Raw genomic sequence first — 26068 nt, 5'->3', positions numbered from 1 at the left:
ATCCCCATGGGCAAAATTGTCCCTGATAGGGTCTGGGTTTTGCCTTTTTCCAGAAATCGGGATCAGGGTCTGATCAGCTGTAGACAACTATTCGGCTTCGGATTCGCGGGATGGTGCCGAAGGGTTTGATGGACTTTATTCGGCAGATTCTGCCGGAGGACTTACCCTAGGACAGGGTGTCTTGTCCTTTGTTTTCATCCGGCAATACATTGGACACTATCGAAGGACACTATCGAAGAAGAACATGCCGGGCAGGCAGAAGATCAAATGCCTCCCCATGCAAAACAGGATGAAAGGTTTCCCTAAAGAAAAGGATTTGAAATCAGGCAGATTCTATCGGCTGATCCGGCTCAGTTTCCCAATGCCAATCCCGGAGAAGATTCTTCCAGGTTTTTGCCCAGACCCTTTTTTCTGGGGACAAAGGAGACGGAAAAGTCTTTCATCTCATAAATACAGATTCCGTCAACGGTCAGGGCGCCGTCGGCCTTTACACTGAACCCGTCTTTATCCCTGCCTGCCTCCCTGATATGGGCATGAATCTGGATATCTTTATTGGAGGGGATGATCTGCCCCCTGTAGATCCATTCATGGGACTGGTCAAGGGTCAATTGGGATTCGTATTGGGCGGGCTCGATATCAAATTTTTCCAGAATAAAGCAGCGGACTATCTGGATAAAGGATTCAATCCCCAGGGAGCCGGGGCAGACCGGATCCTGAAAGAAGTGGGCATCAAAAAACCATTCCCCGGGATCTACTTTTTTGCTAGCCCGGATATAGCCCTTATCGTAAATACCGGAGTTCAGGTCCAGGATTTCAATGGCGTCTATCATTCTCAGGGCCTTGGCCGGCATTCCACTATCCGTGCTCCTGTTTTTATCTTCAGGGGTAAGGGGGGCATCTGCTTTAAAGAGGATGGGAGTATACTCATCCTGATCCGGGGTAAAGGCCGTCAATTCACTGTTTTTGATCCCGATCTGGTTGGAAAGGGCCTGGCCCGTAAAAAAACCGAAATTGGTGGTTCCCTGGTAGACGATGTTTCCCCGGTTCATGACTTCCATTTCGAAATCCTGGATGATCATGCCCCCGGCTTTGGATACACCGGTCATCCGGCAGCGGACGGTCAATGTGCCGGAATCCTTTGATACGGTTTTGAGAATTTTTGCCTTTCCTCCAAGATTTCTGAAATGAAGTCTTTCTTCGCTTTGAAGGGCGGACCCGGCAAAGGCAGCCAGCCATCCGCAGGGTTGAAGAGCGATTTCAAGAAGGATGCAGAAGGGCAGGGCAGATGTCCGGTTGGCTGAAAAATACCAGGCGTTTTCAGGGATATCATACTCGGTTTCAATCCATCCTCCGGGCTTCATCTCCCATTGGGGGTGGTCCGCCGTAAGGACCCGGTCCATGAAAAAATAAGGGGGCCGGGGCAGTCTGGCAATTTCCCTGTCCGCATCAAAGATCTGATAGGGTTTACCAAAGGCTTCGGAGGGATTGCCTTCAGCAAAGGCCAGGATGGATTTCCTGGAGAACAGGGGAACCGGCTTGAATTTGTCCTTTAGGGACGGATCCACGACCGCTTCAAATCCAGTAATACTTGCCACCACCCTATCGGTTTCATCCAGAAAAGTGAAATATCCTTTTATCCTGTGGTCGGTTTCTTCATTGACGGTAAAGAGGATCCGGACCTCACTTCCCCGGAGGCTTTCATAGGATGAATAGAGTCTCAGATTGGCGAGGAAACTGGGCAGACAGACCTGTTTCCGGGTTTCCCAGGTCCAGAGGATGGCCGCCTGGAACGCGGCGTCCAGAATCATGGGGTCAACGGTCCAGGATTTTGAATGGGGCCGGGCATACCATTGACCGGGTTCGGGTGCTGTCCGGGCCTTTACCTCTATCCCCTTGGAAGAGACCCCAATGACGGCCGTGATGGGCTGCAGGTCTTTTCCGTGGAACAAGATCTTTTCATAGGCCTGGTCAATGGTCATGGAAAAGGGAATCAGATCCATAAAGGCCGCCTTTGACAAGATGGGCGGTTTGGGCAGATAATTTTTCAATATGCAGATGGCACCGGCATGCATGGGGGCCTGTTCTCCCTCGGTGTTTTCAGAGGTCAGGCTGGATGAGCAGGAGAATCCGGATTCACCGGGTCTGCACTTTCCCATGTTTACACCAAGATTTATGGTCTTTGATCCCGGCAGGATTCCCTTTAAAAGCCGCATGTCGTCCATGCCGGCAAAGACCAGGCCGGGGTTGTTTTTTTCCGCTCCGTGGGCCATCAATTCCAATATAAGGGCAAAGGGTACCACAGGCTGCCGGTCGATTTTATGGGAATTGAGTACAGGAACCTCTTTCAGGGAAAAAGAACGGGTCAATACCCGGGACAATTTATGGTTTTGCCGTTTCTTATCCGGCTCTCCGTCCGAGGGTAGCCCTGCGCCGATAACAACTTCGGGTTGGTTTTGATCCGGGCTGCGCATTTCCCGGATCATCTGTTCTGCTCCGGCCTTCAGGGGGATCAGATCAATCCCCTTTCGCTGGAATTCTTTTTTCAGGGAGGGGGTGACCATGCCCCCGTCCCAGGGTCCCCAGTTAATGGAAACCACCTTGCAGTCGGGTTTTTCAAAGGAGAGTTTCCGGGCCGTCTTGTTCAGCACCTCATTGGCCGCAGCATAATCTGCCTGGCCCTGGTTTCCGGTCCGGGCCGCCACGGAAGAGAAGAGTACAATATATTTTAAAGGATCTGTTTTTACGGCCGCCAGCAGGGCGTTCATGCCCCCTGCTTTGGTGTCAAACACCCTCTCAAATTGGTCCGGTTGTTTGTCGATGATGCGTTTGTCTTCCAGTACACCGGCCCCGTGGACCACGGCGGATATGGGTCCGAATTTTTCCCGGATAGAGGAAAATATATTTTCAAGCTTTTCCTGATTCCTGATGTCGGCACGGATATAAGCAGGATAGGCTCCCAGGGCTCTGATCCTGTCCAGGGTGTTCTGGATTTCCCGGTTGGATAAAAGGGCCTTATACCGGTTTTCCAGATCAGCGGGCCTGGGTTTCTGCCCCTTGAACTCCCGGGCCAGGATCTCCTTTTTCAAGGGGGCCGGATCGGTTAACTCCCTGGCCCAGGCCGGTTCATCAAAGGGCTCAGGGGAGCGTCCCAGAAGGATGATCCGGCAGGCGCTTTCCCTGGCCAGGCAGATGGCGCATTCCGCCGTAACCCCGCGGGCACCTCCGGTGATGACCACCACCTCATCCTTGTCCAGGTTGAGTTTTTTCCCAGCCGCATCCGGCAGGGGACGGGATTCAAGAACCGGGATATTGCAATTGTCACCGTCAAGCCCCATTTCAACTTCACCCTGGGTCATGGTTAAAGAGACGGCAGCTTCCACATTGGCCATGCACGGGTCCGGAGAATCCGGCAGGTCCAGGGCCCGGCAGAGCACATTCTTCCACTCGATGTTGGCGGTTTTGACCAGTCCGGCCAGACCTCCGTAGACCGGGCAGGTGGAAAAGGGCCGGGAGTTGAATCCGAATCCGCCGCCCAGAAAGGATGCGCTTGCCAGGAAACCGCCTTTTTCTTCGGCGGATTCCATTAAAAAGGAGGCGTTTTCCTGGATCAGGCAGAAGGCCGCTTTAAGATAGTCGCCTGCCCGGTCTACATCCTGGCCGTCAAAGGTGTCCTGGAGAATGACCAGGCCTGCGGCATCTTTCAGCCGGGGAATCTCGTTCAATGAGATTTGGATCAGTTCCGCCTGAATGCCGGCCCTGGTAAATTCTTCCTTGAAGCAAAGGGCCAGGGAAGCCTGGGCCTGATCTTCCGGGTTCCGGGTGATGTAGACTTTCCGGTTTTCCGGAAGCTCAATCCGGGCTCCGTTGTAAAATCGGATCTGATTGGTGGGAAATACCTTGAGGCGGACCTGCTGTCTGATCAGGTCCGCCGGGGGGTCCTCAAAAGAATCTATCTTGTCTTCAATTCCATTGTGCGGTGTTTTTTTTTTGACCCGGTCCGGTTCCGGATCCGGGCTAAGCGCCTGGGCAATGTCTTTGAGGGTTTTAAGTCCGGCCATGTCGTCCGGGGACAGGCCCGGATGGTCGCCCAGTTCCTGTTCAAGCCTGGAAAGGATCTCCACCCGCTTGATGGAATCCACACCCAGATCCGATTCCAGGTCCATGTCCGGCTCCAGCATCTCAACGGGGAACCCGGTCAAATCGCTGATGGTTTCGACCAGGATTGTATAGGCTTTTCCTGAAGAAGGCGCCTGGGCCGAGTCTTTTTGAGCCGGAGGTTCATGATCAATAGGCTTTTCCACGGGAACGGGATTTGTACCCTGCCGAGAATTCGTGGGACATAGGGCCAGGCAGATTTCATCCAGGGTCTGAACCGTTCCCATATTTTCGGTGGTGAGGCCGGGGTTGTCCGGTAATTGCTTTTCAAGTTCGGAAATGATTTCCACCTTTTTAATGGAATCTATGCCCAAATCGGATTCGATATTCATGTCCGGTTCCAGCATCTCAACCGGGAACCCGGTGAGCCGGCTCACGATCTCAAAGAGGATGGATTGAATCGCAGATAGACCCTCGTTGGTTACCCGGGAAGGAGAAATCGGATCCCCGGCATTGGGTTTTTGATTCGGGGTTTTTTCTGAAACAGTCTGACCGGTTTCCGGTGTGCTATCTGTAGGTCCTGACTCACCGCGGGGGAGAGGGGCTGAGCCGGACCGGTTTTCCTTTTGGGGCCCGGGTTCAAATTCCGTATTTGTCTGATTCTGATTCGAATAATCCCGGGCCGGCCGGGCGGATTCAATGGGTTCTCTCCAGTTGCCGGCAGGGGCAAGGCCCCGGGTCTGGCCCATCATATTGGCCAGGGTCTGGGTGGCTGCGGCCTGGGTTTCAAGGAATTTTTCATGGGCCCTGGCCGTCTGGGTCTGGAGTTCCTGCATGGCTTCAAGGCCCTGGCGGACTAGGCGCATGGCCTCCAGGGAAGGGGTGTCTGCCGGGGAATTCATCTGTTTGGGATAGTGGGTCATGGGTTGTCCTTGGTCTGGGTTTTTAACGACTTCAGCGACGACCGGTCTCTGATCTCTGGACCGGCTTTTCATCTGCACCATATCCGATGCTCCACCTTGAAGATCTTTGCCGGCCGGGTTGGTCTCATCATTATCAGAGATCTTGTTCCGGTTCTTTTCAGGAAAAGGGGAGGAAGGCTTTGGGGGCTCCGGTCTGGGGTTGGCCCCGGACAGCATGATTTTCATCTTCCTTGGTTCCGGCTTTTTTGCCTTGTCCTCCCAGGGAGTAAGATCAATGGAATGGCCCTGGGATGCAATGTGTGCCAGGACCGCGGCCAGATCTCCCAGGCCGGATTTCTTCCCGGCGGAACCGTCCAGGGAAACGGCAGAGACCGGTTCCCCTTTGAGTATGGTCCGGGTCAGTCCGGTCAGAACCGTTTTGGGGCCCAGTTCAAGAAAGGCGGACACTTCAGAGGCGTGCATGGATTCGACATCATCCAGAAATTTGACCGGATGCATGAGCTGGCGGCCCAGGGTCTGTTTTATCTTTTTGATATCCCTGGCATAGGGCTTTCCCGTTGTATTGGACAGGACAGGGATCGCCGTGGGGTTGACGGCAATGGTGTCTAGAAATTTTTCAAAGGGACGGGCTGCTTTCTCGACGAGGCCGGAGTGGAATGCCGCGGCCACGGGAAGCTTGATTGCCCTCATTTTTTTTCGGCGGCAGATCTTGTAGGCCCGGTCTATTTCTTCGGTGGTGCCGGACAAAACCCCCTGGGTCTGGCAGTTTTGATTGGCCAGAATCAGGTCCAGACTGTTATCTGCGATCAGGGCCTCGATTTCTTCCAGCCCGGACTGGACAGCCAGCATGGACCCCGGGTCATTGTCCTCTTTTCCGGCCCTGGCCATGAGGCAGCCCCGCACTGCAGCAAGGGTGAGGCAGGTTTCCAGATCGATCCACCCGGCCGAGTAAAGGGCCGGCAGTTCGCCGAAACTGTGGCCGCAGGTCATGTCCGGGGAGACCTTGAACCGGGACAGAATCCGGGTCATGGCCAGGGAGAGGGCGCCTATGGCAGGCTGGGCAATGTCTGTGGATCTTAACTCCTGTTCAGCCTCTTTTTTATCCTGGACATGGCCGGGCAGGGGAAAGAGGTATTTATTCAAGGATTTTTCAGCATCTTGGTTTTCCCTGGCAAAACAAGTCTGGGCCAGGGACAAGGTATCCATGGCCTCGGGAAACATTGAAAAAAGGTCCTTGCCCATGCCCGTGTACTGGCTTCCCTGGCCCGGGAACAGGAAACCGAGTTTGCCTTCGGGTTTTCCCGTGCCGAAAAAGACCGGGGCCTTGGGCATTTCTTTCCCGTCCAGAACGGCAAGGGCCTGGTCAATGGACTGACGGATGTCATGGTCCCGGGATTGAACCAGCAGCAGCCTGAATTCATGATTGGAGGAAAAGGTTCTGCGGGATTCCCAGGCCTGCCAGGCCAGGGTTTGGGTAACTCCCCTGTCATCCTCTCCGGCATTGGCGACTCGGATCTGAAGATCCTGCAGCCGGGCTCTGAGGCCGTCCCGGGTCTTGTCTGAAAAGGCAAATATCTGGATGGATCCGTCCCAGGAGACATGGGCTTTTGTCCGGTCATACTCTTCCAGGACCGCATGAAAATTGCTGCCCCCGAAACCGAAGGCGGAAATTCCGGATCTTCTGGGATGCTCATCTCCGGAGCCGTCAACCCAGGGTCTGGATTGATTGTTCAGGTAAAAGGGGGAATCATTGATCTGGAGATCCGGGTCAGGTTCCTCCGCCTTAAGGGTCGGGGGAATCACCTTGTTGTAAAGGGAGAGCACGCTCTTGATCATGCCGGCGGCCCCGGCAGCGGCCTTGGTATGGCCGATCATGGATTTTACCGAGCCCAGGGCCACCCTGGCTTTTGGATCTTTATGGTCAAAGCATTGCTTCAGGGCGGTGAACTCCACCTTATCCCCCACCCGGGTGCCGGTGCCGTGGGCTTCGACCATGCTGACCGTGGAAGGATCGATTCCGGCCCGGGTATAGGCGTCTTCCAGGGCTCTGATCTGCCCTTTGGCTTCAGGGGCGTACACGGCGGAAGTCCTGCCGTCGCTGGATGTGCCGATTCCCCGGATCAGGGCATAGATCCGGTCATTGTCCCTTTGGGCATCTTCCAGTCTTTTCAGGACCAGCATCCCGATGCCTTCCCCCAGGACGGTTCCGTCGGCGTCTTTTGAAAAGGGCCTGGCATCACTGGTATGGGAAAGGACCCCGGTTTTGGCAAAGCACATGTGCATGAAGATATCGTTTAGGGTGTCCACCCCGCCGGTAATGGACATGTCGCATTTGCCGGCCTCAAGCTCCATGACAGCCGTGTGGATAGCGGACAGGGAGCTGGCACAGGCGGCATCGCTGACCGCATTGGTGCCGGAGAGGTTGAGCCGGTTGGCGATCCGGCCGGCCACCACATTTCCCAGCAGTCCCGGGAAAGAGTTCTCCTGCCACTGGGCATAGGAACCCTGAATCTGATCCAGTACAGCCTGTTTCTTCTCCTGGCTGATATTGGCCCTGTCCATGGCCTTTTTCCATATGGGGTGGCCAAGCCTCGCCCCCAGGGGAATCACCAGTTCCTGGGTACCGGTGACCCCAAGGATGACATTGACTTTTTTTTCAGTGAGAAAGGGGTGGTTTACGGGATATCCGGCATCTTCCAGGGCCATCTTTGCCACTTCCAGGCCCAGGAGCTGGGAGGTGTCCGTGGCCTGGATATTATTGGGCGGGATGCCGTAGTCCATGGGGTTGAAGGCTGTTTTCGGGATAAAGCCCCCCCGCTTGCAGTATACATGGTCAGGGGTGGAGGGGTCCTGATCAAAATAATCTTTTATCTTCCAATGGGTTTCATCGGGGATGTCTTCAATGGCATCTATGCCGTTGAAGAGAAGATGCCAGAATTCCTTGAGATCATGGGAGCCGGGAAATATGCAGCCCATACCGATGACGGCAATGGAGCTTTGGGCGATTGATGCTGAATCCATGTTTTTTTTATTCATTGAGCCGTCTTGACCCTTATTTTAAATTATAAAATTGGGAGCCAATATACTATGGAAAGATCTGAAAGCACCTGTTTTAAAAGGGTTTTGACAAAAGTTTTACATTGATGTCCTGCTGGTTTGGAGGGCGTTCCAGGACAAAATTCATTTTTTTAAATAAGAGGCTGGTGTATTGACAAATTCAAACATCTGTTTTATTCATTTGTTTAAAACAATAGTTTAATACAAGGGGGACCATGACCCGCCAAACAGATCAAATGCCAACCAAAGAGCGGATTATTGAGACCGCCGGAGAGATTTTCGGGGATCAGGGATTCAAAGCCGCCACCATCCGGAGCATTGCCGAGGCTGCCCAGGTAAATGTCGCTGCCATCAACTATCATTTCGGAGATAAGGAACGTCTTTACCATACTGTACTGGAAGATATTTTTGACAGGGGGTTTGAGACCTTCCCTTCGGTGACGCCCCTTTCCCCAGGGCAGGATCCTGAGAAACAGCTTCAGCGGTTTATCCGGGATATGTTTTCCCGGCTTTCCAGCCAGGAGGGATTAGGGGTGGGAACCACGGGCAAGGGACGGCTCATTGCCCGGGAATTTCTTGATCCCACCCAGGCCTTTGAAGAGATCGTGGAAACCTATATCAAACCCCACAGGGATGTGCTTTTGTCCATTCTCGCCGGGATCTGCGGCACAGAGGCCGACGATCCCCGTCTCAAACCCTGTGCCGTGAGTATTTTGGGCCAGTGTGTATACTTCTCTTTTGCTGCCCCGCTCATCAAAAAGCTGATGCCTGAGTGCGTTCTCACTCCGGAGAACCTGGAGGAGCTGGCCCACGGGGTATATTTGTTTTCCCTCGGCGGTATCAAACAACTGGCCGGAAGGGCCGATGAATAAGGAAAGATGTCCATGAAAAAGAAACCGATTATTTTGATCCTGGTCATTCTGATCCTGGCAGGGGGCGTGTCCGGGGTTCTTCTATTCAAAAACGGGGAAGATAACTCTTCCATTACCGCTTCGGGCAATATCGAGGTTACGGATGTGTCCCTGGGATTTAAGATCGCCGGACGCCTGGACGTCTGCCTGAAGGATGAAGGGGATTCCGTATCCAAAGGAGATGTGCTGGCCCGTCTGGAAAACCAGGACCAGAAAGTGGCCCTGCGCCTGGCAAAAATCAACCTCGGGACTGCCAGGTCCATGCTGGAAGAATTAAAGGCCGGCAGCCGGCCCGAGGAGATCCGGCTGGCGAAAGCAGCTGTCCAGAAGGCAGACCAGGTCCTGTTGGAGCTGACCCGGGGCAGCCGGGCCCAGGAAATCGAGACGGCCAGGGCAGATCTGAAGGCCGCGACGGCAGCCAGGGAATCGGCCCGGGCCCAGATGGTCCAGGCCAAAGAGGATTTTCAGCGGTTTTCCAATCTATACGCAAAACAAAGCGCCAGTCAGAGGGATTTCAAGCTGTTTCAGACCCAGTACCAGGTGGCGGAAAAGAGCCTGGCCCAGGCCGAGTCCCGGGAGAACCAGGCCCGGCAGTCCCTTTCCCTGGTCAAGGAGGGGCCCAGGACGGAAGAGATTGAAAGGGCAAGGGCTGATCTGGCCCAGGCCCAGGCCCAGTACGACCTGGTCCAGGCAGGTCCCAGGCAGGAAAAAATCGATCAGGCAGAAGCCGGTGTTGCAGAGGCAAAAGCCCAAGTGGAGCAGGCAAAACTGGCCTTATCCTATACCGAGCTGATCGCCCCCATGGACGGGAAGGTGTTCAGCCGTTCCGCAGAACCCGGGGAGTATCTGAATCCTGCCACGCCGGTCCTGGTGGTGGGGGATCTGGCCCATCCCTGGCTCAGGGCCTATGTCAGTGAAAAGGATCTGGGCCGGCTCTCCCTGGGGCAGAAGGTGGAAGTTTCCACGGATTCCTTCCCGGACAAAACCTATGACGGGACGCTTTCCTTTATCAGCAGCGAGGCCGAGTTTACACCCAAGGCGGTTCAGACCTTTGAAGAGCGGGTCAAACTCATGTTCCGGATCAAGGTCGACCTGGCCAACCCAAAAGGCGAACTGAGGCCGGGCATGCCGGCGGACGCCCATATTTCCATATCGGCAGAGTAAAATGGACGCCTCCCCAAACACCCGGCCCGCCATTGAGGCGAAGAACCTGACCAAGACCTTTGGCTCCCTGACGGCCGTGGAAAATCTCAGCCTCCAGGTCGAGAAGGGGGAGATCTTCGGCATCGTGGGGCCGGACGGCGCCGGCAAGACCACGACCCTGCGCATGCTTTCCGGCATCATGGATCCGGCATCGGGCAGTGCATCCATTGCCGGGTTCGACACCCGGACCCAGGCCTTTGACGTCAAGGAAAACCTGGCCTATATGAGCCAGCGTTTCGGGCTTTATCCCGACCTGAGTGTGATGGAAAATATTCAGTTTTATGCCGATCTTTACGGGGTTCCCAGGAAAGGCCGGGATGAGAGGATCAGCGAACTCCTCGGGTTCAGTCAGATGGAGCCCTTTAAAAAGCGACGGGCCGGGGCCCTCTCCGGGGGGATGAAACAGAAACTTCAGCTGATCTGCGCCCTGATCCATACCCCGGCCGTGATCCTTCTGGACGAACCCACCAACGGGGTGGATCCCATCAGCCGGCGGGATTTCTGGCGGATCTTGTATGAGATCGTTAAACAGGGGGTCTCCATCCTGGTGACCACGGCCTACCTGGACGAGGCCGAGCGGTGCGACCGGATCGGATTGCTGGACAAGGGGCGTCTCATGGCCACGGGAACCGTGCCCGAAATCAAAACGCTCATGAAGGGAAAGGTCCTCACCCTGAGAAGCCCTCAGGCCCGGGGGATCAGCAAAGTACTCCAGGAGGGACTGGGCTCTTACCCGGTCAATGTGTTCGGGGACAGGGTCCATATTGTCTGCCCGGATCCGGCCCGGGCTGAAGAAGAGGCCCGTGCTCTGATCCGGGACCGGTTCCCGGAGCCGGATTTCAGGGAGGCGGTCCCCAGCCTGGAGGATGTATTTGTCAGCCTCATGGGGGACAAGGAGATACCCAAAGCGCTGCCCCCTCTTGTCTCAGTCCAGGAAGATCCGGCCGGGACCCTTCAGCAGACAGGTCCGGCCCAAGGGGACGGATCCGGGGATAAACCTGCTGTAACCGTGGAAAACCTCACCCGGGTTTTTGGCAGCTTTACGGCAGTGGATCATGTCAGTTTTACCGTTCCCCGGGGAGAGATATTCGGATTCCTGGGCCCCAACGGAGCCGGCAAGAGTACCACCATCCGCATGCTCTGCGGACTTCTTTCCCCCAGTTCAGGCCAGGGGATTGTAAACGGCTTTCAGATCTCGTCCCAGGCCGAGAAGATCAAGCAGCACATCGGATACATGAGCCAGAAGTTTTCGCTCTACGAAGATCTGACCGTGGAAGAGAACATCCGGTTCTACGGGGGGATTTACGGACTTCAGGGGAAGCAGATGGAAAAACGAGAGGCCTGGGCCATGGAGATGGCCGGACTTTCGGGACGGGAAACCGCCCTGACTTCGGTCCTCTCCGCCGGGTGGAAGCAGCGTCTGGCCCTGGCCTGCGCCATTCTCCACGAGCCCCCGATTATCTTTCTGGATGAACCCACCTCGGGCGTGGACCCGGTCAGCCGGCGGCGGTTCTGGGACATGATCTACAACATGGCAGACCTGGGCATCACCATATTCGTCACCACCCACTACATGGAAGAGGCAGAATATTGTGACCGCATCGCCCTGATCTACCGGGGCCGGATGATTGCCATGGGAACCCCCATGGAGCTCAAGACCCAATCCATGGATGATGAGATCCTGGATCTGCGCTGCCAGGCCCCCCAGGCCGTCCTCCCCGCCATCCTTTCCCTTTCCGGGGTCAGGGATGCCGCCCTTTTCGGCGCCGGCCTCCACGTAAAGACCCCCGGGGCAGACAAGGCAGCCGGGCAGATCAAAGAGAAGCTCAGGGATCTGGGCATCCGGGACTTTAGTCTGGAAAAGATCCTGCCCGGCATGGAAGATGTCTTCATCTCCCTGATTGAGGCCGATGACCGGAAACAGGCAGATGCGGACCGGGAAAAGGAGAAAGTCCATGAAGTTTAGAAGGCTGGCCGCCATTGCCAGAAAAGAGTTTCTCCACGTGTTCCGGGACTGGCGCAGCCTCTTCCTTTCCCTGGCCATCCCCGTGATCCTGATCATGCTCTTTGGATATGCCCTGACCCTGGACCTGCGCAACGTGCCCACCGTGGTCTGGGACCAGTCCAAAACCCCCCAGAGCCGGGAACTCATTGATCTTTTCAACGGTTCCCCCTATTTCAGTCTGGAAGGCAATGCGCTTTCCTATGGGGAACTCCAGCAGTCCCTGGACCAGGGCCGGGCCATGGTGGCCATTGTGGTTCCCTCTGATTTTGCCCGCAAACTACAGGGGGGAAAAGAGACGGCCATCCAGGTCCTCTGCGACGGCAGCGATGCCAATACCTCCCGGCTGGCCATGAATTATGCCACGGCCATCGGTATGATTTACTCCACATCAATAACGGCCAGGCAGATGGAACTCAGGGGGATGACCGGGTTCAAACCGCCCCTGGAGCTGGTCAGCCGCTCCTGGTACAACCCGGATCTCAGGAGCCAGAACGTGATTATCCCGGGGATCATCGCCATTGTCATGGTGGTGATCGCCTCCATGCTCACCAGCGTCACCATTGCACGGGAGTGGGAGACCGGGACCATGGAGCAGCTCATCTCCACTCCCCTCAAGGGGCCGGAGCTGATCTTTGGCAAGGCGCTTCCCTATTTTGCCATCGGCATGGCCGACGTGGCCATTGCCGTAGTCATGGGCAAGTGGCTCTTCCATGTCCCCATTGTGGGCAACGCGGCCCTTCTCTTTGGTATGGCCGCCATTTTCCTGACCGGGGCCCTGTTCTGGGGCATGACCCTGAGCATTGTCCTCAAGTCCCAGGTCCTGGCCAACCAGATCGCCATTGTATCCGGATACCTGCCCACCCTGATTCTCAGCGGTTTTGTCTTTGCCATTGAAAATATGCCCCTGCCCATCCAATGTATCACCTATATCGTGCCGGCCCGGTATTTCATTGTCCTTCTCCGGGGCATTTACATGAAGGGAATCGGGCTGGAGATCCTCTGGCTGGATGCGGTTCTTCTTTCCGTCTATGCCGTTATCATGATGATTCTTGCCAATCGCAAGTTTAAGTTCAAGCTGGAGTAGCCCATGATTCTCCGATTAAAACAGATGCTCATCAAGGAATTCTTGCAAATACTCCGGGATCCGCGCATGCGCATGGTGATTTTCGGCATGCCCGTGATCCAGCTGGTGGTCATGGCCTTTGCCCTGACCACCGATGTCAACCATATCCGCACGGCTGTCCTGGATATGGACAAGACCCCGGCCTCTAGGGAGCTGATCTCCCGGTTCACTGCGGGCAATTATTTTGAAGTGGTGCAGACCCCGGCCTCGGACCGGGAGATCCAGGGGCTGCTGGACCGGGCAGAGGTTAGGGCGGTGATCCATATTCCCCAGGGGTTTGAAAAGGACGTGGCCGGGGAGGGGACCGGCCGGGTCCAGATCCTGACCGACGGGACAGACTCCAACACCACAGCCATTGTCACGGGCTATGCAGAGGGGATTATCCAGGCCTTTTCCGCGGACCTCCGGGAGCAGCGCCTGGAAAAAGCAGGCATGGCCGGCGTTTTGAAACCCGTGGAGATCCGGCCCCGGGCCCTGTTCAATCCCAACCAGGAGAGCCGGTTCTATTACGTTCCCTCCCTCATTGCCGTCATGCTCTTTCTTTTCAGCCTGCTGCTGACCAGCATCGGCATTGTCAAGGAAAAGGAGATCGGCACCATTGAGCAGGTCATGGTGACCCCCATCCGCAAGATCGAGTTCATCCTGGGAAAGACCCTCCCCTATATCCTCACCGGATACTTCACCATGACCATCATGCTCATTGTCGCATTTTTTGTCTTTGATATCCGGGTGCAGGGAAACCTTTTCCTGTTCTATCTTCTTTCCGGGCTCTACCTCTTCGGCAACATGGGCATTGCCCTGATCATCAGCGGAAGCGCCTCCACCCAGCAGCAGGCCATGCTCACCTGTTTCCTGATTCTCATGCCCTGCGTCATGCTCTCCGGATTCATGTTCCCGGTCAAGAACATGCCCGAGGTCGTTCAGTACGCCACCTGGCTCAATCCCATGCGCTGGTACCTTGAGATCCTCAGGGGCATTGTCATGAAGGGGGTGGGGATTTTAGACCTCTGGCCGGCCATTGCTGCCCAGGCAGCCCTGGCCGTGCTCTTTATCACCCTGGCCTGGGCCCGGTTCAGCAAAACCCTATCCTGATCCAATTCATCCTTCAATCAGCTCTCGGATGGATTCAATATCGGCCAATGCCTTTTCCCGGCTCACGTCCTCCCATCCCTGTTCCCGAATTTTTGTCAGCTCTTTCAGGAACCGTCCCAGGGCCTGGGTATACTTGGTTGCGTTGCCCAGCCCCGTAGTTTCCCTGCCGCGAATCTCCCCGCTTTCTCTCCTGTTTTCCTGAATCTCGTTAAAGGCCTGGTTGATGGTTTTTTTACCGGATTTGACGCTTTCTTTGATTCCGTCGTCTCCGTGTTCCAGGACTTTTCTCGCCTTGTCCACCTTGGCCGGGCTGATGCCAAGTTCTTTTGCCCGGTCCTGGTTGACGGCTTTGCGGTTTTTTTTGGGGGAGGCCTGCTCCTCTTCGCTGGGGGTGTGGATGTCATCCAGCAGGACCAGGCATTTTAAAATGTCTTCGTCGGCCATGTTCCGCCGGTTTCTCTGAATGTGAAAGCTGTACAAGATGGCATCATCCTGGTTTTCAAAGGACTTCATGACAACCGGCACCTGTTCCAGTCCAAGATCCAGGGCGGCGGAGAAGCGGGTGTGTCCGTCGACCACCACCATCTCTTCTGCCCAGACCACAATGGGAAAGACCGGATCAAAGTCGTTCTTTTCCATGTCCTGCCGGATGGCCTGAAGGGTATCGGCCTTGACAGGGAAAAGGGTGTCAAAGGGTTCCCGGGTTTTTAATCCGGCGGTTTCAGCCATTTGAGTCTGTATATCCATAAGATTTTTTGCCGTTGTCTTTTTATGTTGATTGAAATCCTGCCTGAAGGTATCTGCCTTTTTACGGCGCACGGTTATACCTGAATTCCCCTGATTCTTCAACACCCCAGTTTTTACCAGGCTTCCTTTTTCCCAGGGAGAGTTGGGTATTCCATGGCGGATCCGGGCGGACTCTCCGGCTTTCAGTAAGGGATGGAATGGAATAAAATGTTGGCCCAGGATTATTGGGCTGTTTGATTTTGGATAAAATCGCATGACCATCTGTCATCCCATGGGATTCAATGGTAGAATCCTGTGGAAGTTGTACCTGAAAGCCTTTTTAAACATATGAGCGGGAATAAGACGAAATGATGCCCTCGAGAAAGGCTGAAACAAGTCTTTCCCGGTCTGGCGAAACAATGGAAACATGGAAGGAAAGATCAATGCAGGTATATTGGGCAAGCGTAGAGTTTGATATTGTTCATCCCGAAGAGTATGAAAACTGTGTGGGCGGATTTGCCTATCTCTTTCTAAAGGCAGCAGATGACAGGGATGCCAGGGAAAAGATTAAGGCGGCCGTTGAAGACGAGTTCAGACTGATTCAAATTGAATTTGTAGGTCCCTATGACGGGGCCTGGGAATCCATGGAAGAGCAGCGCCTTTATGACGGATTGGCAAATCGGGCGGAAAACAGCGAGGGTGTAGTCTGGGACGAGATCGACGCCTACGAGTTCAAAGACGAATAAAAAATGGCGGGTTTTTTATACCGAGGATATTTATTGGTGGCAGACATGTCCCGGTTTTTTCTCTGAATCCATAGACTATACCCCTATATACCGTTTCTGCAGCTCGGGCCGGGATTCCAGGGAAGATGTGGGGCCCGTCCATACGATCTTTCCTTTTTCCATGATATAGTGGCGCTGGGCAAGGTTCATCAGGGCCTGGATATTCTTGTCCACGATGAGAATGGACATTCCCCTGTCCTTTAAAACGGCCAGGGCCTGCCAGATCTCCCGCCGGATGAGGGGGGCCAGTCCTTCTGTGGCCTCGTCCAGGATCAGAAGCCTGGGGTTGATCATCAGGGCCCTTGCAATGGCCAGCATCTGCTGTTCCCCGCCGGACAACTGGTTCCCGTAGTTGTTCATCCGGTCTTTTAGGCGGGGAAAAAGGGAGAGCACATCCTTGAGAAGAAAGGGGTTTCTTGCTCCGGTGGGGTTGGCTGCCGTGGCCACCATATTCTCGTACACCGTGAGATTGGGAAAAATCTGCCTGCCCTCGGGCACCAGACCGATGCCGCTCCTGGCAATGACATGGCTGGGACAGGAGTGAATCGGCCAGTCCCTGAACAGGATTTTTCCGGACCGGACCGGTGCCAGGCCGATGATGGATTTGATGGTGGTGCTTTTTCCCATGCCGTTCCTGCCCAGGAGGGTGACCACCTCCGAGGGGCCGATCTCAAGGCTGACGCCGAACAGGGCCTGGCTTTCACCGTAAAAGGTTTCAATATTCTCCAGTTTCAGCATTCAGGTGTCCTCCCCGAGGTAGGCCCGGCGAACCTCATCATGTTCCCGGATCTCTTCCGGGGATCCCGTGGCGATGTTCTTTCCGTAAACCAGGACCGTGATCCTGTCGGCAAGGGAGAAAACCACGTCCATGTCATGCTCCACCAGCAGGATGGTCAGGCTGCCTTTGAGCTTTCGGATCAGTTTGGTCAGCTCCACGGTTCCGCCGGGGCCCATGCCGGCCATGGGTTCGTCCAGGATGAGCAGTTTGGGATCGCCGGTCAGGGCCATGCCCACTTCCAGCTGGCGTTTTTCTCCGTGGGAAAGATGACGGGCCAAAAGACCGGCCCGTCCGGAAAGATCCACCCTATCCAGGGCAGGGGAAAGCCGGTCTTTTACCACCCGGGTGTCCAGGGCATTTTGCCAGAACCTGAAATTATGGCCCTGGGCCGCGCAGATGGCCAGGGCCATGTTCTCGGCCACGGTCAGGTTTTCAAAGATATGGGTGATCTGAAAGGAACGGGCCATGCCTTTTTTCGCCCGTGCATGGGCCCTGAGAGGGGTTACATCCTCCTGCCTGAAAAAGATCCTTCCCCGGTCCGGGAAAATATCCCCGGTGATCTGGTTGATCAGCGTGGTTTTTCCGGCGCCGTTGGGACCGATAAGGGCATGAATGTGGCCGGTTTCCAGGCTCAGGCTGAAATCCTCGGTTGCCTGGACCGCGCCAAAGGATTTATATAGGTGTTCGATGCGGAGGATGGGGTTATCCATGTTTTTTTTCCTCCCCGGCAATCAGTCCGAAAAGTCCTTTTTTGGCAAAAACGACCACCAGCAGGAGAAAGGGACCCATGTAGATCATCCAGTGTTCCGTGACCATGGCCAGGCTCTCTTCCATGAATAGAAAAACCGCGGCCCCCAGGACCGGACCGAACAACGTGCCCATGCCCCCGATCAGGACCATGACCATGAGCTCGCCGGACAGGGTCCAGTGCATGAGCCCGGGACTGACATATTCGGTCTGATTGGCCAGAAGCCCTCCGGCAAGGCCGGCCCCGGCCCCGGCAATGACAAAACAGGCCAGCTTATACATGTAGCTGTTCACGCCCAGGGCCTTCAAACGGCGTTCGTTGTCGCATCCCCCCCGCAGAACCAGGCCGAACCTGGATCCCACAATGCGGACGCAGAGAAAGAGGAAAAGGGCGAGCAGTCCCAGGCAAAGATAGTAAAACTGGACATCATCCCCCAGGTCCAGGCCGGGCAGGGCAGACCTGGAATAGAGGGAGAGCCCGTCATCCCCGCCGTATTTTTCCAGGGAGACGAAAAAATAATAGATCATCTGGGCAAAGGCCAGGGTGATCATGATAAAATGCATTCCCTTGGTCCTCAGGCTCAGGGCCCCGATGACCAGGGCGAACAGGGCGGAGATAATGACGGCCAGGGGCAGGACCACAAGGCCGTTCTCACTTCCCTGGAACAGGAAGGGCCAGGTGAACAGGGGTTCCATTTCCGATGAATGATAAAAGAAGATACCCACCACATAGGCGCCCACCCCCACAAAGGCGGCATGGCCCAGGCTGACCATCCCGGAAAAGCCCAGAAGAAGATCAAGGCTCACCGCTGCAATGGCGTAGATCAGGACCCGGCTGAAAAAGGAGATGTAATACTCCCCCCCGGTCAGGGCTGCAATTTGGGGCAGAAGGATCAATAGGACGGCTCCCGAGGCCACAATCAATATTTTTCTCATGGAAGGTTTCATCAATTATGGGCAGGAAAAAGTCCCTGGGGCTTCCAGACAAGGATGGCGGCCATGAGGATGTAGATGGACATTGAGGCAATGGATGCCGCGGCATTGTCTGCAGATGCGGAATCAAAGACCAGGCGGAAGATCCCGGGCAGAAAGGCCCGGCCCAGGGTATCCACCATGCCCACCAGCAGGGCCCCGGCAAGGGCGCCCCGGACAGATCCGATTCCGCCGATGACGATGACCACAAAGGTGAGAATGAGGATGCTCTCCCCCATGCCGGATTCCACGGCCAGAATAGGGCCGGCCATGACACCGGCCAGACCGGCCAGCATGGCTCCCAGGCCGAAAACCCAGGTATAGAGGAGTTTGATATTGACGCCCAGGGCACTGATCATGGCCCGGTTGGATGCACCGGCCCGGATCTGCATGCCCAGGCGGGTCTTTGAGAACATTATCCATAAAAACAGGGCCACACCCAGGCCAACAAAGATAACGGCCAGACGGAAGACCGGATAGGCAAGTCCGGGGAGAAGTTCGATATTTCCGTTGAGCCAGGCCGGTACGTCCATGAACAGGGGCTGGCGTCCCCAGATGATCCGGACAAGCTCGTTAAAGAACATGATCAGGCCGAATGTGGCCAGGACCTGGTCCAGGTGTTCCCGGTCATAGAGGCGCCGGAAGATAAGGGCTTCAGCGGCCATTCCCACCAGGGCCGCCGCCGGAAGGGCAGCCAGCAGGCCCAGGATAAAGGAACCGGTATGGGCGGCCACGGTGGCCCCCACATAGGCCCCGATCATGTAAAAGGATCCGTGGGCGAGATTGATGACCTGCATGATTCCAAAGACCAGGGTCAGGCCCGCAGACATCAGAAAAAGGGTGATCCCCAGCTGAAGACCGTTGAGAATTTGTTCCAGGATTAAAAGCATGGCAGAGGAGAGACTGCCCGTAAGGACAGTCCCCCGGGAAAGTCCTTGTTACATCTTGCAATCGCATGCATAGGCATCGATATGGTTGGAAAATACTTTTTTCACGGTTTTGTTGGTGAACCCGGTATCGGTCTGGATCACCTCCCGAATGTAGAGATCCTGGATGGGGTGCTGGTTGACACCGAAGCTGAAATTGCCCCGGACCGAGTCGAAATCGGCCTTTTTTACGGCGGCCCTGAAGGCGTCCATATCGGATAGGTCTCCCTTGACGGCCTTGAGGGCGCTGCCGATGAGTCTGGCCGTGTCATACCCCTGGCTGGCATAGAGGGTGGGCATGCGGTTGTATGCCTTTTGATAGGCGGCGACGAACTGGGCATTTGCCGGGTTGTCCAGGTCATGGGTCCACTGGGAACCGTTTTTCACGCCCAGGGCTGCGCTGCCCACGGCCTTCAGGATCCGCTCGTCAAAGGAGAAAGCCGGGCCGTACACCGGGATCTGCTGGCTAAGACCTGCCTGGGCATACTGCTTCAGGAAATTGATCCCCATGCCGCCGGGCAGAAAAAAGAAGACGGCCGAAGGTTTTGCCGCCCGAAGGGCAGCGATCTCGGCTGCATAATCTGCCTGGCCCAGCTTGGTGTAGACCTCGCCTGCGATCTCGCCTTTGTAGTAGCGCTTGAAACCGGCCAGATGATCCTTGCCGGCCGGATAATTGGGCGCCAGAAGATAGACGCTTTTGTGGCCGGATTCGGTCACGTACCGGCCCACCACCTCGTCGATGTTGTCGTTCTGGTAGGAGACGCTGAAGTAATTTTTGCTGCATCCCTTGCCGGCAAGCTTGGAAGGCGCGGCATTGGCACTCAGGTAAACGATATCCTGGCGGACCACTTTGGGGACCACGGCCATGGCAACGTTGGAGAAGACGATCCCGGTCAGGATCTTGATCTTCTCCTTTTTCAGGTACCTTTCGGCGATCTGTTTTCCTTTTTCCGGTTTTCTTCCGTCATCCTCCACCATGAGATCCACGGGGATGCCGCCCAGTGTACCGTTCTCCTGGGCAATGGCAAGCTTGAACCCGTCCCGGATATCCTCTCCCAAATACCCGGCCTTTGTGGACAGGGTGGTGATCATGCCTATTTTGACGGGACCTGCCGCCCAGAGCTGGCCGGCTGTAAACAGCGAAACCAGAATCAGTATCATCATCTTCATTCTTTTTGCCATGGGGTTCTCCTTGTTCAATTCTTATTAAACGTGTCGTATCCTTCTTGGTTTTGTTTCTACGAATAGAAACATATACAGAGGCAGGTTTGAAAATGCAAGAATTTTTGTTTAAAAAAGATGAAATCCCCGGGAATACAGCGGATAAGAATAAAGAATGGGGGGCTTGTCTGCTTGGCCTTGGAAAACCGGGTAAGATAAGGTATAAATCATCAGCCATACTCCCTGCAAGAAAGCTTGCATCTGCCTGAAATCCGACTCTATCAGACCGGTTTTCGGGCAAAGGCCGAAACAAGATAAACGCATGAGGTGAGAATTCTTTGAACTATACATTTGAACGCTGGAACACGACCAAATCCATGGATCTCTACGGGGTGAACGACTGGGGAAAGGGGTATTTCACCCTGGCAGGCAACGGCGACCTCATGGTGATGCCCTCCCCGGGGCAATCGGCCGATGCCGTGAGCATCCCGGAGATCGTGACCGGAATGAAGGCCCGGGGCCTGGACATGCCTGTGCTGCTCCGCATTGAAAATATCTTAAGTTCCCGGATCTCCAAGTTGAACGAGAGTTTTTTATCCGCCATCACTACCCTGGACTATAAGGGATCCTATATCGGGGCCTATCCCATCAAGGTGAACCAGCAGGAACAGGTGGTGGAGAAGATTACCCGGTTCGGTTCGCGCTACCACCACGGCCTGGAAGCCGGGAGCAAGGCCGAACTCATCGCTGCCATGGGCATGCTCCGGGACAGCAAAGCCCCCCTGATCTGCAATGGGTACAAGGACGAGGAATTCGTGGACCTTGGGCTTTACGCCTCCAAGATCGGCCATTTCTGCATTATGGTGGTGGAGATGCCCGGGGAACTGCCCCTGATCCTGGAGCGGGCCAAAGCCCTGGGGGCCAAACCGGTGCTGGGCATCCGCATCAAACTCTCTTCCCGGGCCGGGGGCCACTGGGCCGATTCCGGCGGGGACAGGAGTATCTTCGGTCTGGACACCACCCAGATCGTCCAGGCCATTGATCTGCTCAAGCAGGAGGACATGCTGGACTGTCTGCAGATGGTCCATTACCATCTGGGATCCCAGATTTCCAATATCCGGGAGATCCGTACCGCCGTGAACGAGGCCTGCCAGGTCTATTCAGGAATTTTCCAGGAAGGCGCGCCCTTGAAATACCTTGATCTGGGGGGAGGGCTGGCCGTGGATTACGACGGGTCCCAGTCCAATTTCCTGAGCAGCCGGAACTATACCCTTGATGAGTACTGCATCGATATCATCGAAGCGGTGATGACCTCCCTCCACGAGTCACCCATCCCCCATCCCACCATCATCACGGAATCGGGCCGGGCCCTGGTGGCCTATTACTCCATGCTTCTGTTCAACGTTCTGGATGTGACCCGTTTCCAGACCGCGGCTCTGCCGGAAACCCTGCCCGTGGACTGTCATCCCCAGATTCAATATATGAACGAGGCCCTCCAGACCCTCACCATCCGGAATATCCAGGAGTGCTTCAACGATATCCTGTTCTACCGGGACGAGGTCCGGGATCTGTTCAACCACGGGAAAATCAGCCTGCGAGAGCGCTCCCTGTCCGAGCAGATCTTCTGGGCCGCCCTCAACGAGATCGAAAAAAAGGCCAGGGATCTGAAACATCTCACGCCTGAACTGGAGGACATCCAGCGGGCCCTGGCCGACATCTACTATTGCAATTTTTCCGTTTTTCAGTCCCTGCCGGACTCATGGGCCATTGGGCAGCTTTTTCCGGTCATGCCCATCCACCGCCTTGACGAGGAACCGACAAGGAGGGCCATCATTGCGGACATCACCTGCGACTGCGACGGCAAGCTGGACCGTTTCATCGACTCCCACGAGCTCAAGCGGTTTCTGCCCCTCCATGAACTCAAGGATTCCGAGGAGTATTTTCTGGGCGCCTTCCTGGTGGGCGCCTACCAGGAGACCCTGGGGGATCTTCACAATCTGCTGGGGGACACCAACGTGGTGACCGTGCGGATTCAGAAAAACGGGGAATTCAAATTTGTGGGGGAACAGGAAGGGGATACGGTGGCCGACACCCTCTCCCATGTCTCCTATGATGCCAAACGCCTGGTGGTCCGGTTCCGGAAAATGGCCGAGGAAGCGGTCCGAAAGGGGAATATCTCTCCTCAGGAACGGCGGGAGATCATGCAGGCTTATGAGGCCGGCCTTCGGGGGTATACGTATTTTGAACGCTGATCCGGCCCGGCCGGACAGCCATTTATCATTTTGATCTAAGGAGTTGAATCATGCCCAAGGTATTAATCGTCGGAGCCGGCGGGGTGGGAAGCGTTGTGGCCCACAAGTGCGCCCAGGTGCCCGAACTCTTTTCCCATATTGTACTGGCCAGCCGGACCCTGTCCAAATGTGAGGCCATTGCCGCAGAGGTCAAAAAAAGGTGGGGCCGGGAGATCATCACTGCCGCCCTGGACGCCGATGATACGGCCCAGACCGTTTCCCTGATCCAGGCCCATTCCCCGGACCTGCTCATCAACGTGGCGCTTCCCTATCAGGATTTGACCCTGATGGATGCCTGTCTGGAAACCGGGGTGGATTACCTGGATACGGCCAATTACGAGCCCCCGGACCAGGCCAGGTTCGAGTACAAGTGGCAATGGGCCTACCAGGACCGGTTCAAGGAAAAAAAGCTCATGGCCCTCCTGGGATCCGGATTTGATCCCGGGGTGACCAATGTCTTCTGCGCCTGGGCCCAGAAACACCACTTTGACGAGATCCATCAGCTGGACATCATCGACTGCAATGCCGGAGACCACGGCCAGGCCTTTGCCACCAATTTCAACCCGGAGATCAACATCCGGGAGATCACCCAGCCGGGCCGGTACTGGGAGCGGGGGGAATGGGTGGAGACCGATCCTCTGTCCTGGTCCATGAACTATGAATTCCCCGGGGGTATCGGATCCAAAAAATGTTTTCTCATGTACCATGAAGAACTGGAATCCCTGGTGCAGAATCTCAGGGGCATAAAACGGGCCCGGTTCTGGATGACCTTTTCCGACCAATACCTGACCCATCTGCGAGTCCTGGAGAACGTGGGCATGACCCGCATTGACCCTGTTGAATACCAGGGACAGAAAATCGTTCCCCTTCAGTTCCTAAAGGCGGTCCTGCCCGAACCCTCTTCCCTGGGCCCCCTGACCAAGGGGCAGACCTGCATCGGCTGTCTCATGAAGGGGATCAAGGACGGGAAGGCCAAGACCCTCTACGTCTACAATATCTGCAGCCACGAGGCAGCATATGAAGAGGTGGGTTCCCAGGCCATTTCCTATACCACCGGGGTGCCGGCCATGATCGGTGCCATGATGATGCTCAAGAAAAAATGGCATGGGCAAGGGGTCTGGAACATGGAACAGCTGGATCCGGATCCTTTTATGGAGGCCCTGAACATCCACGGGCTTCCCTGGCAGGCAGAGGAAATCAAGTGATCGAATGCGGCTTTGATCCCAGGAGCGTGGACACCCCCTGTTTTGTGGTGGATGAAGAGAGGCTGGCCCGGAATCTGGCCATCCTGGATCAGGTAAAGAAACAGACCGGGTGCAAGATCCTGCTGGCCCTGAAATGCTTTGCCATGACCGCCTGCTTTCCTTTGCTGGCCCGGGTGCTGGACGGGGTCTGTGCCAGTTCTCCCCACGAGGCCCGGCTGGGAAGGGAGGAATTCGGCAAAGAGGTCCACACCTTTGCGGCGGCCTATTCCCGGCAGGACATCCTCGACCTGAGCGGGATCACCGATCACCTGGTGTTCAACTCCTTTGGCCAGTTTCACAGGTTCCGGGATCTGGCAAATGAGACCGCCGCGGCCCAGGGCCGGGACCTGACATTCGGGATCCGCATCAACCCGGAGCACTCCGAAGGAACGGTCCCCATCTACGATCCCTGTGCCCCGGGTTCCCGCCTGGGGGTGAGACCGTCTGAATTTCCCGATCCCCTGTCCCGGGATATCCGGGGGCTGCACTGGCATAACCTGTGCGAACAGGATGCCGACTGCCTGGAGCGGACCGTAAAGGCGGTGGAGTCAAAATTCAGCACCTGCCTTCCCCATCTTGACTATGTCAACTTCGGGGGAGGACATCACATCACCCGGCCCGGGTATGACCTGGATCTTCTCTCAAGGATCATCCTGGGATTTCAGGACCGCTGGGATGTGGATGTCTTTCTGGAACCCGGGGAGGCCGTGGCCCTGGATGCCGGCTTCCTGGCGGCCACGGTCCTGGACGTAGTCCCCGCGGACATGGACATTGCCATCATGGACGTTTCCGTGCCGGCCCACATGCCCGATGTAATTGAGATGCCTTTCCGGCCTGATATCCTGGGGGCGGGAAAACCGGGTGAAAAAGCCTATACCTGCCGCATCGGAGGCCCTTCCTGCCTGGCCGGAGATGTGGCCGGGGAGTACTCTTTTGATGCCCCTCTGACCCCCGGAGACCGGCTGGTTTTTACAGACATGGCCATCTACTCCATGGTCAAAACCAATACGTTTAACGGCATCCAGCTGCCGGCCATCGCCCGGATTCCGGCCGGCCAGAAAGAAACCGGCCGGGTGGAGATCATAACCCGGTTCGGGTATGAAGATTTTAAACAGAGGCTGGGCTAGGAGAGAATGGGATGAAACCTGTTTTGAATTTCCTAGGAGAAGAGGGGCCGGAAACCCGGCCGGACAGATCTTTTTTCCACGTGATCCCCGTTCCCATGGAGACCTCGGTCTCCTATGGTCCCGGAACCGCAGCCGGGCCCGGGGCCATTCTGGAGGCCTCCCAACAGCTGGAGGCCTGGGACGGCGAGTCCGTTCCCATGGACCGGGGCATTCATACCACGCCGGCCGTGGGCTGCAGCGGCAGTACGGAAGAGATCCTCAGCCGGGTGGAAAGCCGGGTGAGCAGAAGTTTGAGCATGGGGGCGGTTCCGGTCCTGCTGGGCGGGGAGCATACCGTGACCCTGGGGGCTCTCCGGGCCCTGAAAGCCCGGGAAGATCAGGATTTCGGCATTGTCCAGTTTGACGCCCATGCCGACCTTAGGGAGACTTACCAGGGGGACCGGTTCAGCCACGCCTGCGTCATGCGGCGGGCCCTGGACGACCTGGATCTGCCCCTGTTCCAGATCGGGGTCAGGGCATTAAGCTATGGGGAGCATGAGCTTCGCCGGGAAAGAAACATCCCCGGTCTGGGCCCCGGGGCAGTTCACCGGGGAGAGATTCCCGATCCCCTCCTGCCCCCCGGATTCCCAAAGAACATCTATATCTCCTTTGACGTGGACGGCCTGGATCCTTCCGTGATCCGGGCCACAGGCACCCCCGTGCCCGGCGGTATCGGCTGGTACGACGCCCTCATGCTTCTGGAAAAATCGATTTTTGGCCGGCAGGTGAAGGGATTTGATGTGGTGGAACTGGCCCCTGTCCCCGGGGACCATGCCTCGGACTTTGCCGCTGCCCGCCTGGTCTATGCCGTCATGGGACTGATACGGCGCAAAAGCCGGCCCTTGGTCTGATTTTTTTAAACA

At 56.0% G+C, this 26068-nt stretch carries 18 protein-coding genes; 11 read left to right on the top strand and 7 right to left on the bottom strand.

Annotated elements, in window-relative coordinates:
* Positions 1-350: 350 nt before the first annotated feature.
* Positions 351-8054, bottom strand: a complete 7704-nt coding sequence (locus tag F608_RS33990) for a type I polyketide synthase (RefSeq protein ID WP_022669415.1) — start codon at positions 8052-8054, stop codon at positions 351-353.
* 236 nt (positions 8055-8290) lie between these two features.
* Between F608_RS33990 and F608_RS0129765 the strand changes: the two genes are divergently transcribed.
* From F608_RS0129765 to F608_RS0129745, 5 genes are read left to right on the top strand one after another with little or no spacing between them, the layout of a single operon-like run.
* Positions 8291-8947 (top strand): CerR family C-terminal domain-containing protein, encoded by a 657-nt coding sequence (locus tag F608_RS0129765; protein WP_022669414.1) that lies wholly within the window; start codon positions 8291-8293, stop codon positions 8945-8947.
* 12 nt (positions 8948-8959) lie between these two features.
* Positions 8960-10150 (top strand): beta-barrel domain-containing protein, encoded by a 1191-nt coding sequence (locus F608_RS0129760; RefSeq protein WP_022669413.1) that lies wholly within the window; start codon positions 8960-8962, stop codon positions 10148-10150.
* A 1-nt stretch (position 10151) separates the two neighbouring features.
* Complete coding sequence (locus F608_RS33985) at positions 10152-12155, top strand: ATP-binding cassette domain-containing protein (RefSeq protein WP_022669412.1); 2004 nt, start codon at positions 10152-10154, stop codon at positions 12153-12155.
* Positions 12145-13278: an ABC transporter permease gene (locus tag F608_RS0129750; protein ID WP_022669411.1), complete on the top strand. Its 1134-nt coding sequence runs from the start codon at positions 12145-12147 to the stop codon at positions 13276-13278. The genes F608_RS33985 and F608_RS0129750 overlap by 11 nt, the downstream gene beginning before the upstream one ends.
* Before the next feature lie 3 nt (positions 13279-13281).
* Entirely contained in the window at positions 13282-14409 is a 1128-nt protein-coding gene (locus F608_RS0129745; RefSeq protein ID WP_022669409.1) for an ABC transporter permease, read from the top strand.
* A gap of 6 nt (positions 14410-14415) precedes the next feature.
* Here the strand turns inward: F608_RS0129745 and F608_RS0129740 are convergent, their stop codons facing one another.
* Positions 14416-15156, bottom strand: coding sequence for a ParB/RepB/Spo0J family partition protein (locus tag F608_RS0129740; protein ID WP_027363246.1), 741 nt, complete (start codon positions 15154-15156; stop codon positions 14416-14418).
* Between the two features lie 422 nt (positions 15157-15578).
* Between F608_RS0129740 and F608_RS0129735 the strand changes: the two genes are divergently transcribed.
* Positions 15579-15881, top strand: a complete 303-nt coding sequence (locus F608_RS0129735; RefSeq protein ID WP_022669407.1) for a hypothetical protein — start codon at positions 15579-15581, stop codon at positions 15879-15881.
* A 75-nt stretch (positions 15882-15956) separates the two neighbouring features.
* Here the strand turns inward: F608_RS0129735 and F608_RS0129730 are convergent, their stop codons facing one another.
* The 5 genes from F608_RS0129730 to F608_RS0129710 are packed head-to-tail and all read right to left on the bottom strand — an operon-like array spanning position 15957 to position 20525.
* Positions 15957-16658 carry an ABC transporter ATP-binding protein gene (locus F608_RS0129730; protein ID WP_022669406.1) on the bottom strand — a complete coding sequence of 234 codons (702 nt, stop codon included), beginning with the start codon at positions 16656-16658 and terminating at the stop codon, positions 15957-15959.
* Positions 16659-17408: an ABC transporter ATP-binding protein gene (locus F608_RS0129725; RefSeq protein WP_022669405.1), complete on the bottom strand. Its 750-nt coding sequence runs from the start codon at positions 17406-17408 to the stop codon at positions 16659-16661.
* On the bottom strand, positions 17401-18381 hold the full coding sequence (locus tag F608_RS0129720; RefSeq protein ID WP_208599561.1) for a branched-chain amino acid ABC transporter permease: 981 nt from the start codon (positions 18379-18381) through the stop codon (positions 17401-17403). The genes F608_RS0129725 and F608_RS0129720 overlap by 8 nt, the downstream gene beginning before the upstream one ends.
* Before the next feature lie 11 nt (positions 18382-18392).
* A complete protein-coding gene (locus F608_RS0129715; RefSeq protein WP_022669403.1) occupies positions 18393-19307 on the bottom strand; it encodes a branched-chain amino acid ABC transporter permease in 915 nt (304 codons plus the stop codon).
* A 48-nt stretch (positions 19308-19355) separates the two neighbouring features.
* Positions 19356-20525, bottom strand: coding sequence for an ABC transporter substrate-binding protein (locus F608_RS0129710; RefSeq protein ID WP_022669402.1), 1170 nt, complete (start codon positions 20523-20525; stop codon positions 19356-19358).
* Positions 20526-20611: 86 nt separating this feature from the next.
* On the opposite strand from F608_RS0129710, the gene F608_RS36435 reads away from it, so the two are divergent.
* The 5 genes from F608_RS36435 to speB all read left to right on the top strand — a co-directional run bounded on the left by F608_RS36435 (position 20612) and on the right by speB (position 26056).
* Complete coding sequence (locus tag F608_RS36435; RefSeq protein ID WP_153307632.1) at positions 20612-20773, top strand: hypothetical protein; 162 nt, start codon at positions 20612-20614, stop codon at positions 20771-20773.
* 69 nt (positions 20774-20842) lie between these two features.
* Complete coding sequence (gene speA, locus F608_RS0129700; protein ID WP_022669400.1) at positions 20843-22756, top strand: biosynthetic arginine decarboxylase; 1914 nt, start codon at positions 20843-20845, stop codon at positions 22754-22756.
* A gap of 50 nt (positions 22757-22806) precedes the next feature.
* Positions 22807-24000 carry a saccharopine dehydrogenase family protein gene (locus F608_RS0129695; RefSeq protein WP_022669399.1) on the top strand — a complete coding sequence of 398 codons (1194 nt, stop codon included), beginning with the start codon at positions 22807-22809 and terminating at the stop codon, positions 23998-24000.
* Positions 23997-25166, top strand: coding sequence for a carboxynorspermidine decarboxylase (nspC, locus tag F608_RS0129690; RefSeq protein WP_022669398.1), 1170 nt, complete (start codon positions 23997-23999; stop codon positions 25164-25166). The genes F608_RS0129695 and nspC overlap by 4 nt, the downstream gene beginning before the upstream one ends.
* Positions 25167-25177: 11 nt before the next feature.
* On the top strand, positions 25178-26056 hold the full coding sequence (speB, locus tag F608_RS0129685; protein WP_022669397.1) for an agmatinase: 879 nt from the start codon (positions 25178-25180) through the stop codon (positions 26054-26056).
* Positions 26057-26068: the final 12 nt, after the last annotated feature.

Source organism: Desulfospira joergensenii DSM 10085, assembly GCF_000420085.1.
Lineage (GTDB): Bacteria > Desulfobacterota > Desulfobacteria > Desulfobacterales > Desulfobacteraceae > Desulfospira > Desulfospira joergensenii.
Note: the sequence above shows the minus strand (reverse complement) of the source record. Positions and strands in the feature narration are given on the sequence as shown.